The 14,485-nt window shown below is 63.4% G+C and carries 10 protein-coding genes and 2 pseudogenes; 7 read left to right on the forward strand and 5 right to left on the reverse strand.

Translation table 11 applies throughout. From position 1 onward, the window contains the following. Positions 1 to 9: 9 nt before the first annotated feature. Complete coding sequence (gene gspG, locus CAF92_RS11265; protein WP_046614306.1) at positions 10 to 435, reverse strand: type II secretion system major pseudopilin GspG; 426 nt, start codon at positions 433 to 435, stop codon at positions 10 to 12. Between the two features lie 185 nt (positions 436 to 620). Here gspG and CAF92_RS11270 point away from each other — a divergent pair, with 185 nt between their 5' ends. The 4 genes from CAF92_RS11270 to CAF92_RS11285 all read left to right on the forward strand — a co-directional run bounded on the left by CAF92_RS11270 (position 621) and on the right by CAF92_RS11285 (position 6,004). Beyond that, positions 621 to 1,205, forward strand: coding sequence for a lytic transglycosylase domain-containing protein (locus CAF92_RS11270; protein ID WP_046614305.1), 585 nt, complete (start codon positions 621 to 623; stop codon positions 1,203 to 1,205). A gap of 151 nt (positions 1,206 to 1,356) precedes the next feature. Then, on the forward strand, positions 1,357 to 2,814 hold the full coding sequence (locus tag CAF92_RS11275; RefSeq protein WP_085600849.1) for a HAMP domain-containing sensor histidine kinase: 1,458 nt from the start codon (positions 1,357 to 1,359) through the stop codon (positions 2,812 to 2,814). 300 nt (positions 2,815 to 3,114) lie between these two features. Further along, positions 3,115 to 4,608, forward strand: coding sequence for a HAMP domain-containing sensor histidine kinase (locus CAF92_RS11280; RefSeq protein WP_046614303.1), 1,494 nt, complete (start codon positions 3,115 to 3,117; stop codon positions 4,606 to 4,608). Then, complete coding sequence (locus CAF92_RS11285; RefSeq protein WP_046614302.1) at positions 4,577 to 6,004, forward strand: sigma-54 dependent transcriptional regulator; 1,428 nt, start codon at positions 4,577 to 4,579, stop codon at positions 6,002 to 6,004. The genes CAF92_RS11280 and CAF92_RS11285 overlap by 32 nt, the downstream gene beginning before the upstream one ends. Before the next feature lie 178 nt (positions 6,005 to 6,182). Here the strand turns inward: CAF92_RS11285 and CAF92_RS11290 are convergent, their stop codons facing one another. The 3 genes from CAF92_RS11290 to CAF92_RS11300 form a co-directional block, all read right to left on the reverse strand. Next, positions 6,183 to 6,476 carry a hypothetical protein gene (locus CAF92_RS11290; RefSeq protein WP_046614301.1) on the reverse strand — a complete coding sequence of 98 codons (294 nt, stop codon included), beginning with the start codon at positions 6,474 to 6,476 and terminating at the stop codon, positions 6,183 to 6,185. 84 nt (positions 6,477 to 6,560) lie between these two features. After that, positions 6,561 to 7,913, reverse strand: coding sequence for a GntP family permease (locus CAF92_RS11295; RefSeq protein WP_015270532.1), 1,353 nt, complete (start codon positions 7,911 to 7,913; stop codon positions 6,561 to 6,563). A 110-nt stretch (positions 7,914 to 8,023) separates the two neighbouring features. Further along, entirely contained in the window at positions 8,024 to 8,563 is a 540-nt protein-coding gene (locus tag CAF92_RS11300; RefSeq protein ID WP_085600851.1) for a gluconokinase, read from the reverse strand. A 205-nt stretch (positions 8,564 to 8,768) separates the two neighbouring features. Here CAF92_RS11300 and CAF92_RS11305 point away from each other — a divergent pair, with 205 nt between their 5' ends. The 3 genes and pseudogenes from CAF92_RS11305 to CAF92_RS27855 form a co-directional block, all read left to right on the forward strand. Continuing rightward, positions 8,769 to 9,788, forward strand: coding sequence for a LacI family DNA-binding transcriptional regulator (locus tag CAF92_RS11305; protein WP_046614299.1), 1,020 nt, complete (start codon positions 8,769 to 8,771; stop codon positions 9,786 to 9,788). Positions 9,789 to 10,008: 220 nt separating this feature from the next. Next, a pseudogene (locus tag CAF92_RS27850) lies at positions 10,009 to 10,692 on the forward strand (PAS domain-containing protein); the annotation flags it as partial. A gap of 105 nt (positions 10,693 to 10,797) precedes the next feature. Next, a pseudogene (locus CAF92_RS27855) lies at positions 10,798 to 11,229 on the forward strand (methyl-accepting chemotaxis protein); the annotation flags it as partial. On the opposite strand, the gene CAF92_RS11315 reads toward CAF92_RS27855, so the two are convergent. Then, complete coding sequence (locus CAF92_RS11315) at positions 11,204 to 14,473, reverse strand: transporter substrate-binding domain-containing protein (RefSeq protein ID WP_085600855.1); 3,270 nt, start codon at positions 14,471 to 14,473, stop codon at positions 11,204 to 11,206. The pseudogene CAF92_RS27855 and the gene CAF92_RS11315 sit on opposite strands and share 26 nt — an antisense overlap. Positions 14,474 to 14,485: the final 12 nt, after the last annotated feature.

Below are 14,485 nucleotides of genomic sequence, written 5' to 3' on the forward strand. Positions count from 1 at the left end.
CCGTTCTCCCTACTGCCAACTGGTGATTTCGGCGTTTTCCCCGTCGCCGCCGGGCTGGCCATCCTTGCCCATCGACAGCAGGTCGTATTCACCGCCATTCTCGCCGGGTTGCCGGTAGATGTACGCGCGGCCCCACGGGTCTTGCGGCACGGCCTTCTGCAGGTACGGGCCGGTCCAGCGCGCTTCGCCACTGGGGGCGATCACCAGGGCCTGCAGGCCTTGCTCGCTGCTGGGGTAGTGGCCGACTTCGAGGCGGTAAAGGTCCAGGGCCTTGCTCAGCCCCTCTATCTGCGCCCGCGCTACCTTGGCCTCGGAGCGGCCGAGTTGGCTGAAGTACTTGGGGGCGACGATACCGGCCAACAGGCCGAGCACCACCAAAACCACCAGGAGTTCGAGCAGGGTGAAGCCAAGTTGAGGGTTGGTTCTGCGCTGCATGGTGAAGCCCTCCGCTGCATGGGGACAAGCTTTTGCAGGCTCCATGCAACAGCCGTGCACGCCGGCGCTGGCGCCTTGCACCACGCGGCATGCAAAGCGGCACAGTGCTTGCGTCGTGGTCCTCGCCCCCGGGTTTTCCGGGGTATATCCCCCAACATCGGGGGTACCACGAAGAGGCGACCGACATGCGTGGACTCATTCTCGGTTTGATCTGGCTGGTGGCAGGTGCTGCCCAGGCCGATGTGTACATTTCCATCGACGCCAAAGGCAGCTACATACTGACCAACGTCCATCGACCCGGGCGCCTCTACGAAACGGTGATCAGCGAGACGAAGGCCCAGGCCGGCCCGGCCAACGCGCAACTGATCACCGGCCGCCCCTACGCCAAGCTGGTCGCCGCCGCGGCGCGCACCCACGATATACCCCCGGCGTTGCTGCATGCGGTGATCAAGGCCGAGTCCGGCTACAACCCCAAGGCCCGTTCGCCGGCGGGCGCGGTGGGGCTGATGCAACTGATGCCGGATACCGCTCGGGAGATGGGCGTGGAAAACCGCCTGGACCCGGAGGACAACGTGCAGGGCGGGGCCCGCTACCTCAAGCGCATGCTCAACCTGTTCGACAATGACATCACCCTGGCCGTGGCGGCCTACAACGCCGGCCCCGAAGCTGTGCTGCGCCGTGGCGCGGTACCGCCGTTCGCCGAGACCCGGCGCTATGTGCCCAATGTGCTGCGGGAGTACCGCAAGTTGCAGGGGTTGACGGGTGATTAGCCTTTGCGACTTCCCTGTGTGAGCGCCGGCAGCTGCAGGCCCCCACTAAGGGTAGAAACAATACCCTTCGGCGGATGCCACCAAGCCGACCCGATGGTTTCCCCAACTCTGGGCTATAACCTTCTGAAGGTGCCCAGTTGTGGAGTCCGCCATGGACATCGCCCCTCGTTCCGACGCCATTGAATTACCCGCCGGTATCGAACTGGCCACCCCACGCAAGCCGTTCAACCTCCTGCGCTGGTACGCCTGGGTCAGCCTGGCCATCATCCTCTCGGTAGCTGTCGGGCTGGGGTTGATTTCCAGCCGTTTCATCATCGACGAGAGCATCGAGCGCGACGCCTTGCTCACCGCTCAGTTCATCACCTCCATCGCCGACGCCGAAGTGCGCCATGTGTCGATCCCCAATGTGCGCACCATGGGTGAACTGCTCGACCCGCGCATCGATCGCGCCAACCTGCTCGATGTCGACCCGGACGCTCGGCGCAGGGCGCGTGGCGAGTTCCTTGACCACATCGCTCACCTGCCCGACATGCTGCTGGCCAATATCTATGCCCCGGACCGTACGGTGATCTGGTCCAGCAACCCGGCCCTGGTCGGCAAGCTGATCGAAGGCGACGAAGACCTGGAGCAAGCCTTCGAGTACAAGATGCGAGTCTCGGCCAGCTACCACAACTTCGAGCAGGCCCGTGCCGAGCAGAAGTTCGTCACTCCACCCGAGCAGTTGTTCATCGAGAACTACATTCCGCTGTTCGATGCCGATGGCGAGCAGGTCACGGCGATGGTCGAGATCTACAAGGAGCCCCATGACCTGATCGTGCGCATCGAGCATGGCCTGATCCTGATCTGGCTGGCGATCACCGTCGGTGCCGGCCTGGTCTACGTCGGCCTGTACGGCATCATGCACCGCGCCGCGCGCCTGCTGTCGGTGCAGCAGAAGCGGCTGATCAGCAACGAAACCTATGTGGCACTGGGCGAGGTCTCCTCGGCGGTAGCCCACAGCCTGCGCAACCCGCTGGCCAGCATCCGTTCCAGTGCCGAACTGGCCCAGGCGTTCGACGATGGCCCGGCGCAGCGCAATGTCAATGACATCATCAGCCAGGTCGATCGCATGTCGCAGTGGATCCGTCAGATGTTGCAGTCATTGCGCCCGTTCAACGATGAGGCAGTGGCAGTGGATCTGCCGCTGGCATTGCAGGAAAGCCTGCAGACCTACGCGGTGCCGCTTGCGCGCGGCGGAGTGAGCCTGGACCTGCACCCGTTACCGGCGGTACAGGTGCTGGGGCACCCGGTGTTACTGCGGCAGATTTTCAGCAGCCTGATCGCCAATGCCCTGGAGTCGATGGAGCAGGGTGGGCGGTTGCGTGTCGAGGTGGTGCGTCATGACCGGCGCAGCCTGACTCTGCGCCTGTCCGACAACGGCAAAGGCATGAACGAAGAGCAGCAGCGCATGGCCTTCCGGCCTTTCTTCACCACCAAGCAGGGTGGGTTGGGCGTGGGGTTGGTATTGGTGAAACGCATCATGGAACGCTTCGGGGGCAGTGTCCGGCTCAGCAGCAGTGAAGGCCATGGCACCCGGGTTTCGTTGAGTTTCCGGCTGGTCAGGGAATGATGATTGACTTTAATAAACGACCATATCTACTTGTTTATAAAGGGTTTTATCATTTTTGGGTGAAAATCCCCAAAAATGGGGAATTATCCTCCAGGCTGGTTTAGAAAGATTCAGTAACCTGTTGATTAGTAATGATTAATGCAATAGGTAAGGTTACTGGCTGGGTTTTTGCTTCATGACAGGCAGAGCGCAATACACGACAAATGGCAGCTGCGGCTGCATGAGTGGAGTGCTATCAATTGGCTACTGTTCGTCGCCTTGATGCATTTCTGAACGGACGCCCTGCGCGGGAAGCACGCGATGCAGATGCTGGATAATGAAGTGCCAGACAAGGCCCGTACTACCGCCAGCGGTGTGGCCGTGCCATTGCGCGAATTCAACCTGCTGCGCTGGTTCTCGGTGATCAGCCTGCTGATTATCGCCTCGGTGGCAGGCGGGCTGGGTTATGTGTCGACGCGTTTCGTGGTGCGCGACAGCGTCGAGCGCGATGCCATGCTCACCGCCCAGTTCATCCAGGCCATGGCCCAGGCCGAAGTCCGCCATTCGCAGTTGCCGCCGGGCACCACAATGGGCGAGTTGCTTGACCCGCGCCTGGACCAGCAGCACCTGCAGTTCACGCCAGACCTGGCTGAATCGACCCGGGTCGAGTTCCTCGACCATGTCGAGCACCTGCCGGACATCTTGCTGGCTAATGTCTATGCACGCGACCGTACCATCGTCTGGTCGACCAACCGGGAGCTGATCGGCAAGCGCATCGCGGCGGATGGCGACCTCGACCGCGCCTTCCGCTCGCGCAAGGCGGTGTCGGCCAGCTACCACCAGGCCGACGATGACCGCGAAGAGCAGAAGTTCCAGCGTGAACCGCGCTACCTGTTCATCGAGAACTACATCCCGCTTTTCGACAGCCAGGGCGAGCAGGTGCTGGCCATGGTGGAGATCTACAAGGAGCCGCAAGACCTGGTCCGGCGTATCCAGCGCGGCTATGTGCTGATCTGGGCCTCGACCCTGGTGGGCGGGGCGCTGGTCTACTTCGGCCTGTTCTGGATCGTGCGCCGCGCGGCGCAGCTGCTGCACTTGCAGCAGGACCGGCTGGTGGCCAGTGAAACCTATGTGGCATTGGGCGAGATGTCCTCGGCAGTGGCGCATAGCTTGCGCAACCCGCTGGCCAACATCCGCTCCAGCGCCGAACTGGCCCAGGAAATCGCCAACCCCGCGGCGCAGAAGAACATCACCGACATCATCAGCCAGGTCGATCGCATGTCGCGCTGGGTGCGTGACCTGCTGGTGTCGCTGCGCCCGACCAGTGACGACGCCGAGGCCGTGGACCTGGTGACGGCCATCGAGGACACCCATCTGGCCTTCGCCCAGCAGATCGAACGCAACGGTGTGCGCTTCTGCTACGAAGGCCCTGGGTCACAATGGGTGGCCAGCCAGCCGCTACAGCTCACGCAGATTCTCAACACCCTGTTCTCCAATGCCCTGGAGGCCATGCCCGAAGGCGGCATGCTGCGCGCCCAGGTCAATGTGCAGGATGGGCAGCGTGCCGAATTTGTCCTCACCGATACCGGCAAGGGCATGAGCCAACAGCAGGAGCGGATGGTGTTCAAGCCGTTCTACACCACCAAGCAGGGTGGCCTCGGCGTAGGCCTGGCCCTGGTCAAACGCATCATGGAGCGTTTTGGAGGCTCGGTCAGCCTGAGCAGCCGCGAAGAGGAAGGAACCCGCGTCAGCCTTACATTCAATATCGCAGCGGGAGGGGACCATGGAGCACAGCATCCTGGTAGTCGAGGATGATGAAATTCTCGCCGACAACATTCGCACCTACCTCGGCCTCAAGGGCTTCGAGGTCACCGTTTGCCACAGCGCGGAGTTGGCGCTGGAGCAGATCAAGCGGGGCCAGCCCGATGCGGTGCTGACCGACAACTCGCTGCCGGGCATGAGTGGGCACGACCTGCTGCGTACCTTGGTGGCGCAAGTGCCGGACCTGAAAGTGATCATGATGACCGGCTACGGCAATGTCGAAGATGCCGTGCAGGCAATGAAGGAGGGCGCCTTCCATTACCTGAGCAAACCGGTGGTGCTGGCCGAGCTCAAGCTGACCCTGGACAAGGCGCTGGCTGCCGAGCGCATGGAGCGCACCTTGTCGTTCTACCAGGAGCGCGAGGCTCAGAAGTCCGGGTTGCAGGCGTTGATCGGCGAATCACCGACGATGCTCACCCTCAAGCACACCCTGCGCCAGGTGCTGGATGCCGAGCGGCGCATGGCCAGCGATGATTTGCCACCGGTGCTGATCGAAGGCGAGACCGGTACCGGCAAGGAACTGGTGGCCCGCGCCCTGCATTTCGATGGTTCGCGCAGCAAGGGGCCATTCATCGAGTTCAACTGTGCCTCGATTCCGGCCAATCTGCTGGAAGCGGAGCTGTTCGGCCACGAGAAGGGCGCCTTTACCGATGCCAAGGAACGCCGGGTGGGCCTGGTGGAGGCTGCCGATGGCGGTACCTTGTTCCTCGACGAGATTGGCGAGATGGACCTGGTGCTGCAGGCCAAGCTGCTCAAGTTGCTGGAAGACCGCACTATCCGCAGGATCGGCTCGGTGAAGGAGCGCAAGGTCGACCTGCGGGTGATCAGCGCCACCAACTGCAACCTGGAGCAGATGGTGCAGCAGGGCAAGTTCCGCCGCGACCTGTTCTTCCGCCTGCGCATCATTGCCCTGAAGGTACCGCGCCTGTATGCCCGCGGGCAGGACGTATTGCTGTTGGCGCGGCATTTCCTGGCCCATCATGGCCGGCGTTATGGCAAGCCGAACCTGCGCTTTTCCGCCGAGGCGGAAAACCTGATGCTCGGTTACAGCTGGCCAGGCAATGTGCGCGAACTGCGCAACATGCTGGAGCAGACCGTGCTGCTGGCACCGAACGAGGTGGTGCAGGCGCATCAGCTCAACCTGTGCATGACCCTGATCGACGAGCCGCTGGTGCAACAGGCGGCGCCTGCGGTGTTCGAAATGCCTCGCCACGAACCCGAGCCCGGCACCAGCCTGCCGGACATGGAGCGTGACCTGGTATGCAAGACCCTGGACCGCACGGACTGGAACGTGACCAAGTCGGCGCGCATGCTGGGGCTATCGCGGGACATGCTGCGTTACCGGATCGAGAAACTGGGGCTGACCAGGCCGGACAAGCGCCAGTGGTGAGGCCCCCACCTGTGGGAGTGGCATTTGTGGGAGCGGCCTTGTGTCGCGAAAGGGCCGCAAAGCGGCCCCGGGATTGATGCGCAACAGTTGAAATTGCTGGGGCTGCTTTGCAGCCCTTTCGCGACACAAGGCCGTTCCTACAGGGATTGCGGCAACTTTTGGAATTTGAGGGCATTGATCAACGCTGATTATCGGCTGCTCCCTGCCGCCCGGTACCTTCCGAGCCACTGCCATCCATACCGGGCAAATCCCGGTTGTCATTCTGTTCAGCGGGCGGGCTGTCCGGGTCGTTGCCTTTTATGCGTGGGTCGGTGTCCCGCGGCATGGGCTTTTCGATCGGGTTGAGGGTGCTGTCCGCGCCCGGCTTGGGCGCCGGGTTGTGCGGGTCGTCGGGGTAGGTGGGGCCAGTGCCGGCAGCCATGGCCAATGGCGCGGCGAGCAGGGCAATCAGAAGGATGCTTGAGCGGGGCATGGCAGGCTCCTTTGCTTCGGGTAGGGTTGATACTTCTGTTCGGCCCTACCCGAAGCTTCAAGGTGCCATTACCCCGATCAACGGTTACACCACCAGCGACAACAACATGATGAAGATGATGCCGACGATCGACAGGATGGTCTCCATCATGCTCCAGGTCTTGAAGGTTTCCGCCACGGTCATGTTGAAGTACTGCTTCACCAGCCAGAAGCCGGCGTCGTTGACATGGGACAGGATCAGCGAGCCGGCGCCGGTGGCCAGCACCAGCAGCTCGCGGTTGACCCCTGGCACCAGGTCGATCACCGGTGCGACGATGCCCGCGCCGGTGATGGTGGCGACCGTGGCGGAACCGGTGGCAATGCGGATTACCGCCGCTACCAGCCAGGCCAGCATGATCGGCGAAATCTCCGCCTGCACGGCCATCTGCCCGATCACGTTGCCCACGCCGGTGTCTACCAGCATTTGCTTGAAGCCGCCGCCGGCACCAACGATCAGCACGATCGCCGCAGTCGGTGCCAGGCTCTGGTCGAGCATCTTCATGATCTGCTGGCGGTTGAAGCCGCGGGCCGAGCCGAAGGTATAGAAGGCCAGCAGCAGGGCAGCGAGCAGGGCGGTAATGGGGTGGCCGATCAGGTCCATCCACTGACGCACGATGTGCTCGGCTGGCAGCACCACGTCGGCAAAGGTCTTCAGCAGCATCAGCACCACTGGCAGCAGCACGGTGACCAGGGTGATGGTGAAGCTCGGCAGGTTGCCCTGGTCGGACTCCTTGGCGATCTGGTCCATCAGCTCCTGGGACGGGGTGCCCGGGATGTAGCGGGAAATGAAGTTACCGAACAGCGGGCCGGCGATGATGGCGGTAGGCAGCGCCACGATCAGGCCATAGAAGATGGTCTTGCCGATGTCGGCATGGAAGATGCCGATTGCCAGCAGCGGGCCCGGGTGTGGGGGCACCAGGCCGTGCACCACTGACAGGCCGGCCAGCAGCGGAATGCCGATCTTGATCAGTGACACGCCAGAGCGCCGGGCGACGATGAACACGAGCGGAATCAGCAGCACGAAGCCGATCTCGAAGAACAGCGGAATGCCCACCAGGAAGGCGGCGAACATCATTGCCCAGTGCACGTTCTTCTTGCCGAAGGCGCGGATGAGGGTTTGCGCGATCTGGTCAGCCCCCCCGGAGTCGGCCATCAGCTTGCCAAGCATGGTGCCCAGGGCAAGCACGATGCCGACGAAGCCCAGCACGCCGCCAAAACCGTCCTGGAACGATTTCATGACCTTGGCCACCGGCATGCCGGAGGTCAGGCCAAGGAAGCCGGCCGCGATGGTCAGGGCGACGAAGGGGTGGACTTTGAAGTGGGTGATCAGCAGGATCAGCCCGACGATGGTAACCAGCGCGTCGAGCAGCAGGAAGGTATCAGTAGCCAGTCCGAACATGGTTTGAAGGCCTCGGTCTTATCGTTGTTTTGGCGTAGCTTTTTGGAACTTTGCTTGCGCTCGTGGGGCAGGGTAGCGCTGTCTTGGGTAGCCCGGGTAAGCCGCCAGGTTCAGGCGGTTTGTGCCAGGCCCGGCTCACCGCGGCCCTTCAGCCAGCTGTCCACCGCTTCGGCAAGCGCTTCGATGGGCTGGGTGGCGTCAAGCGCGATGGTCAGTGGTTCGCCGTGTGGCGGCTCAAGGGCTGCGAACTGGCTGTCGATGAGGCTCGCCGGCATGAAATGCCCGGGGCGGGCCAGCACGCGTTTTTCCGCTTCGGCCGGTGACAGTTCGAGGAATACGAATACCAGCCCGGGCATGGCATCGCGCAGGGAATCGCGATAGCGGCGCTTGAGCGCGGAACAGGTCAGGATCGGACGTTCCCCGGCCTTGGTCGTGGCTTGCAGTTCCTGGCCAAGACGCACCAGCCAGCCGGCACGGTCGCTGTCGTCCAGGGGTATGCCAGCGCTCATCTTGCGGATGTTTTCGGCAGAGTGGAAAGCGTCGCCTTCGATCAGGCGGCCGCCGCTTCGGGCGGCGATGGCAGCACCGATGCAGCTTTTGCCGCAACCGGCCACGCCCATCACCACGATGGCGGACAGGGGAGAATTCATCAGTACCTCCTGCGGGTGAGATAGCGCTGTCTCGTCGTCGACGAACAGTCACCTCCCCGGTGTTATTGATCTTGTCCTTACGCAGTATGGACGCTTGGCGGCCAGCGCGCGGCGGCGGCTACAAAGATTACATTGCCTGCGTCCTGAGACAGCGCTACCTTAGTGGCCGTTCCCTTTCCTTGCAAGTAGTAAAATTACAACATCCATGTCCCGCACCGGCTCCCGCACCACAGGTCGTCCCACTCTGGCAGAAGTGGCCAGGCTTTCCGGGGTTTCCCCGATTACCGCCTCGCGCGCCCTGCGCGGGGTCAGCACGGTTGCGCCAGAGCTGGTGGAAAAGGTCGTTGCTGCCGCGGCGAGCCTCGGCTATGTGGCCAACCCGGCGGCCCGTGCCCTGGCTTCGGCGCGCAGCCAGTCGGTGGTGGTGTTGATCCCGTCGCTGTCCAACCAGCTCTTCATCGACACCCTGGAAGCCATTCATGAGGTCATGCGCCCGCGCGGGCTCGAAGTACTGATCGGCAACTATCACTATGATCTTGCCGAAGAAGAGAACCTCATCCGCAACTACCTGGCCTACCAGCCCTGCGGCATGCTGCTGACCGGTTTCGAGCGCAGCGAGGCATCGCGGCAGATGCTGGCGGCCAGTGGGGTGCCCTGTGTGCACATGATGGAACTGAATGGCGAGGCCGGGGCGTTGTCGGTCGGCTTCTCGCAGCAGCAGGCGGGGCGCGCCGCGGCCCGCCACCTGATCGAGCGCGGGCGCAAGCGCCTCGCGTTCATCGCCGCGCAGCTCGACCCGCGGGTGATGCAGCGTGCCGAAGGGTTCCGCCAGGCGTTGGCCGAGGCCGGCTTGCAGGCTGCCGAGCTGGAAGTGCTGGCGCCGGAGCCTTCTTCCATTGCCTTGGGCAGCACGTTGTTCAGCCAGCTGCTGCAGCAGGCGCCGGATGTCGACGGTATCTTCTTCTGCAACGACGACCTGGCCCAGGGCGCGGTGCTGCAGGCATTGCGCCAAGGGGTGGAGGTGCCGAGGCAGGTGGCGATGGTCGGTTTCAACGACCTGCCGGCTTCGGCGCACATGGTGCCGCGGCTGACCTCGATTCGCACGCCTCGGGCCGCCGTGGGGCGCGGTGCTGCACAGGCGCTGCTGGCGTTGCTCGATGGCAAGCGGGTGCCGAACGCGCAGCAGGACCTGGGCTTCGAGTTGATGGTGCGGGAGAGCTCGTGAGTTTGTCCTGAGGGGGGCGAGCGCCGCGCGGGCGGCGCTCGATCTCACAAGCGCCACAAGAACCACGACTTACGCCAGGCGATCTATGCTCAGGACACCGTGCATAAAGGAGCCCGGCGTCATGTTCGATTTCCATCGCAAGTCCGATCTGGTCGAGATTCAGCGCAGTCATCAGGCCTTGGCCAGCTTGCAGGCCAAGCTGGCGGCTATCAGCCGCTCCATGGCAATGATCGAGTTCACCCCCGACGGCACAATTCTCGATGCCAATGAGCGCTTCTGCCAGGCCATGGGCTACAGCGCCGAGGAGTTGCGCGGCAAGCACCACCGGCTGTTCTGCGACCCTGGCTACGCGAAGAGCGCCGAGTACCAGCAACTGTGGCGTGAACTGGGGCAGGGCAAGGCCATCAGCGGTACCTTCGAGCGCATCGACAAGGCCGGCCGCGAAGTCTGGCTGGAAGCCAGCTACATGCCGGTACTGGACGAGCAGCGCCAGGTCACCAGCGTTATAAAGGTGGCATCCGACATCAGCCAGCGGGTGATGGAGGAGCACGAGAGCGAAAGCCTGCTCAAAGCCATCAGCCGCTCCATGGCGGTGATCGAATTCACCCCGCAAGGCCGGGTGATCAAGGCCAACCAGAACTTCCTCGACACCATGGGCTATCGCCTGGACGAAGTGGTCGGCCGCCATCACGGGCTGTTCTGCCTGGCGCATGAGCGCGAATCGGCCGAATACCGCGAGTTCTGGGCTTCGCTCAACCGCGGCGAATACCACTCGCACCGTTTCGAGCGCGTCGACAAACATGGCCAGACGGTCTATCTGGAGGCTTCCTACAACCCGATCTTCGACAGCAAGGGCCGCCTGTACAAGGTGGTGAAGTTCGCCAGCGACATCACCCGCCAGGTCAGCACCCAGCAAAGCGCCGCCGATGCTGCCCATGCCAGTTCGGTACAGACCGATGCCTGCGCGCGCAAGGGCACCGAGGTGGTACAGCAGGCGGTGCAGGTGATCGAACAGATTTCCAATGAACTCAACGACGCGGCACGCAGCATCGATGCGGTGAGCAAGCAGTCGGATGTGATCGGGCAGATCGTGCTGACCATCCGCGGCATCGCCGACCAGACCAATCTGCTGGCCTTGAACGCAGCCATCGAGGCTGCCCGAGCCGGTGAACATGGGCGCGGTTTTGCCGTGGTGGCCGACGAGGTGCGCAACCTGGCGGCGCGAACCAGCAAGGCCACACTGGAAATCGTTGATGTGGTGCGGCAGAACCACGATCTGTCGCTGTTGGCTGTGGCCAGCATGCAGTCGAGCCTGAAGCGTACCGGCCATGGTGTTGCGCTGGCCAACGAGGCTGGCACCGTGATCATGGAAATCCAACAGGGTTCACGGCACGTGGTAAACGCCATCAGCCAGATCAGTTCGACGCTGCAATTGCATTGAGCGCATCGCCCAGCTCGTCCAGCAGGGTCTCCAGGCTGGCTTGTAATTGCAGGCGCAGGTCAACCGTCGGCAGGCCCTGATCCTGGGCCTGCTCGATGGCTTCGCAATCCTTGACCACCGTGCGTACCTTGAGCATTTTCGCCCCGCCCTTGATCCGGTGAGCCAGGGTGCGCACAGCCTCGCCGGGGGCGTCTGCTGCCAGTGTGCGCAGGGTGGCCAGGTCTTCGCTGACGCTTTGTGTCAGCTGTTCCAGCAAATTCCGCGTCAGTTGTTCGTCGTCCTGGGTCAGGTGACGCAGTTCGCCAAGGTTGAACCCGCTGGCGCGCCGCGCTGGCGGTTGTTGCCGGGATTGAGTGAGGGGCAGGTGGGTCTTGAGCGTACGCAGGCCAATGGGTTTGAACAGGCATTCGTCCATGCCGCTGGCTAGGCAGCGGGCACGCTCCTCAGCCTGGGCGTTGGCGGTGACACCGAGAATGCGGCAAGGCGCCAGGCCGCGTTCGCCCTCGAAGCTGCGGATGCGGCGGGTCAGCTCGTGGCCATCCATGACCGGCATGCTGCAGTCGGTGATCACCAGGTCGAAGCGCGCGGCCTGCCAGCGTGCCAGCGCGATTTCCCCGTTCTCCGCCAGCGTGACCCGATGCCCCAAGGTATGCAGTTGCCGCTCCAGCAGCAACAGGTTGGCGGGGTAGTCGTCGACTACCAATATGTTCAGCGGGCTGCTGTTTTCCAGCACCGGCTCATGCTGTTCGACCTGTACCGGTGCTGCGCAGGCGGGCAACTGCAGGCTGACCTGCACCTTGGTGCCAACGCCTTCGACGCTCTGCAGGTTCAAGGTACCGCCCATCAACTCGGCCAGGGTGCGGCTGATGACCAGCCCCAGGCCGGCGCCCTGGCGTGCCCGTGGGCCGTCGGCCTGGACGAAGGCGTTGAACAGCCGGGCCTGGTCGGCTGGGCTGATGCCGATGCCGGTGTCTCGCACGTTCAGTTCCACTGCCAGGCTGTCAGTGTCGGTGGGCGAGGGCAGCAGCAGGCTTGCCTGGACTTCACCGCGGTCTGTGAACTTGATGGCATTGCTGATCAGGTTGGACAATACCTGCTTGAGGCGCAGTGGATCCGCCAAAACCCAGATCGCTGCAGCGGGCAGTTCGCTGTGCAAGTGCAGGCCTTTGGCCCGTGCATTGCCTTCGAATACCCGCACGGTGGCGCGTACCAGTTCGACCAGGTTGGTGGGCACCGGCTGCAGGGTGATGTGCCCGGATTCGATGCGGGAAATGTCGAGAATATCGCCGATCAGCTCAAGCAGGCCGATGGCCGAATCGTGGGCAGTCTGCAAGGTCTGGGTGTCGCACCGGCCGCCGCGGCTGTCTTCAAGGGCCAATTCCAGCAGGCCGATCACGGCATTCATCGGTGTACGGATTTCATGGCTCATGGTGGCCAGGAAGGTGCTTTTGGTCTGGCTGGCCTGTTCGGCGTCGTCCTTGGCCTGGCGCAATTGCTCCAGCAGGCCGCGGCTGAGCGCAAGCTGTGCCTGCAGGGCATGCTGGGCCTCGGTGCGCTGGTTGATCAGCTTGCGCAGGTAGCTGTTCCAGAACACCACACCGGCCAGCAGCAAGGCCGACAGCACCAGTACCTGCAAGGCCAGGGTCCGATAGTCGCGCCAAGGGCTGTCACTGACCATGGTGGTGATGCGCCAGCGGTTGATCAACTGGTCCAGTTCTTCGGGTGGAATGCTCAGCAGCGCCTTGTCGAGGATTGCCTGCAGCTGCGGCTGGTCTGCGGCCACGGCGAAGGCGGCGATGGCCGGGTCGTCGTCGAGCACGCTGGCAATGCGCAGGCGGTCCTTGAAAACATGGCTGATGTAGTAGGCAGCATTGATATGGCTGCTCAAGGCGACGTCCGCGGCACCGTTGGCCACGGCTTCCATCAGGCCGAGTGGGTTGTCCACTTCGACCATCCTGGCCTTTGGGTAGCGTTGTTGCAGCACGGCCCGTTGCGGCGAGCCACGCACCAGGGCAATGCGCTGGCCATCCAGCACCATGGCCTGCGCCGGTAATGCATTGTCGCCACGGGTGACCAGCACCCGCGGGCTGACCAGGTAGGGGCGGGTAAAGCGCAGTTTTTTCGAACGGTCCGTGCTATAGCCCAGTGCGCCGATCATCTGCGCATCGCCGCGCGCCAGGCGCTCGACCATTGCCTGCGCCGACGGGCTTTCGACCGGCTTGAAATGCAGCCCTGTGCGCAGCGAGATCTGCTTGAGCAGGTCGAGGGTGATGCCGCTGGGGCGGTGCTGGGTATCGTTGAAGGTGAGCGGTGCCAGCGAGGTGTTGACCAGCACGCTGACGCTTGGGTTGGCGGCGATCCAGGCTTCTTCTTCGGCGGTGAGGGCGGTGAGGTGGCGCTGCAGCAGCAGGCTGGTGTTGCCACTGCTCCAGCGGCGCAGGATGTTCAGGCGTTCGCTTTCGCTGATGCGCGCCAGCGCCTTGTCGATCAACTTACGCAGGCGCGAGTTGTCACTGGCCAGGGCAAAGGCAAACGAACCAGGGGCGACCTGGCAGAAGTGGTCGATCTTCAGTGTGCCCTGGTAACTCTTGCCAATCGCGAAGTCGGTACTGATGGCATCGCCCAGATAGGCGTCGGCCTCGCCCAGTTCGACGGCAGCCAGCCCGGCCAGCGTCGAGCGATACAGGCTCAATTGCGCCTTTGGGTACAGGCTGCGGACGCTGCTGGCCGGCAGGTAATGATCGACCATGGCCAGGCGCAGGCCGGCGAGGTCGGGGGTGTTCTTCAAGCTGTGCCCCTCGCGGGTGACGATGACCGGCAGGTCTTCGGCGTAGCTCGCACTGAGGCTGAGCTGAGCATCCGCTGCCTCGAAGGCGTTGGAGCTGCCCAGCAGGTCGATACGGCCGTCGCGGAGCGCAGCGATGGCTTCGTGGCGGCTGTCGAAGCGTCGTACTTCGATGTTGATGCCCAGCTGTTCAGCGATGATGCCTGCGTAGTCTGCGCTGAGGCCTTCGTAGTCGCGCTGGCTTACATTGATTTCCAGCGGTGGGTAGTCGGGCCGTGAGCTGCCCAGCACCAGGTGCTGGCGCTGCTGGAGCCATTGCCGCTCTTCGCTGGACAGCGCGAGCGGGGCGGTGGCGCTGATCGAGCGTGCCAGTAACTGGCGAGGTTCGCTGTTGGCCAGCAGCGCGCCGGAACCGGCCAGGCCGATGACCAGAAGGGCGCTTGCCAGCAGGCGCTGCATTGCCACCGAGCG

It is taken from the genome of Pseudomonas sp. B10(2017), assembly GCF_002113295.1.
Taxonomy (GTDB): Bacteria; Pseudomonadota; Gammaproteobacteria; order Pseudomonadales; family Pseudomonadaceae; genus Aquipseudomonas; species Aquipseudomonas pudica.

What these genes read in the sequence shown, in the direction of transcription:
- CAF92_RS11305 (WP_046614299.1), top strand. Translation starts at nt 8,769, where the DNA reads ATGTCCCGCACCGGCTCCCGCACCACAGGTCGTCCCACTCTGGCAGAA.
- CAF92_RS11280 (WP_046614303.1), top strand. Translation starts at nt 3,115, where the DNA reads ATGCAGATGCTGGATAATGAAGTGCCAGACAAGGCCCGTACTACCGCC.
- CAF92_RS11295 (WP_015270532.1), bottom strand. Translation starts at nt 7,913, where the DNA reads ATGTTCGGACTGGCTACTGATACCTTCCTGCTGCTCGACGCGCTGGTT.
- CAF92_RS11300 (WP_085600851.1), bottom strand. Translation starts at nt 8,563, where the DNA reads ATGAATTCTCCCCTGTCCGCCATCGTGGTGATGGGCGTGGCCGGTTGC.
- CAF92_RS11315 (WP_085600855.1), bottom strand. Translation starts at nt 14,473, where the DNA reads ATGCAGCGCCTGCTGGCAAGCGCCCTTCTGGTCATCGGCCTGGCCGGT.
- gspG (WP_046614306.1), bottom strand. Translation starts at nt 435, where the DNA reads ATGCAGCGCAGAACCAACCCTCAACTTGGCTTCACCCTGCTCGAACTC.
- CAF92_RS11290 (WP_046614301.1), bottom strand. Translation starts at nt 6,476, where the DNA reads ATGCCCCGCTCAAGCATCCTTCTGATTGCCCTGCTCGCCGCGCCATTG.
- CAF92_RS11285 (WP_046614302.1), top strand. Translation starts at nt 4,577, where the DNA reads ATGGAGCACAGCATCCTGGTAGTCGAGGATGATGAAATTCTCGCCGAC.
- CAF92_RS11270 (WP_046614305.1), top strand. Translation starts at nt 621, where the DNA reads ATGCGTGGACTCATTCTCGGTTTGATCTGGCTGGTGGCAGGTGCTGCC.
- CAF92_RS11275 (WP_085600849.1), top strand. Translation starts at nt 1,357, where the DNA reads ATGGACATCGCCCCTCGTTCCGACGCCATTGAATTACCCGCCGGTATC.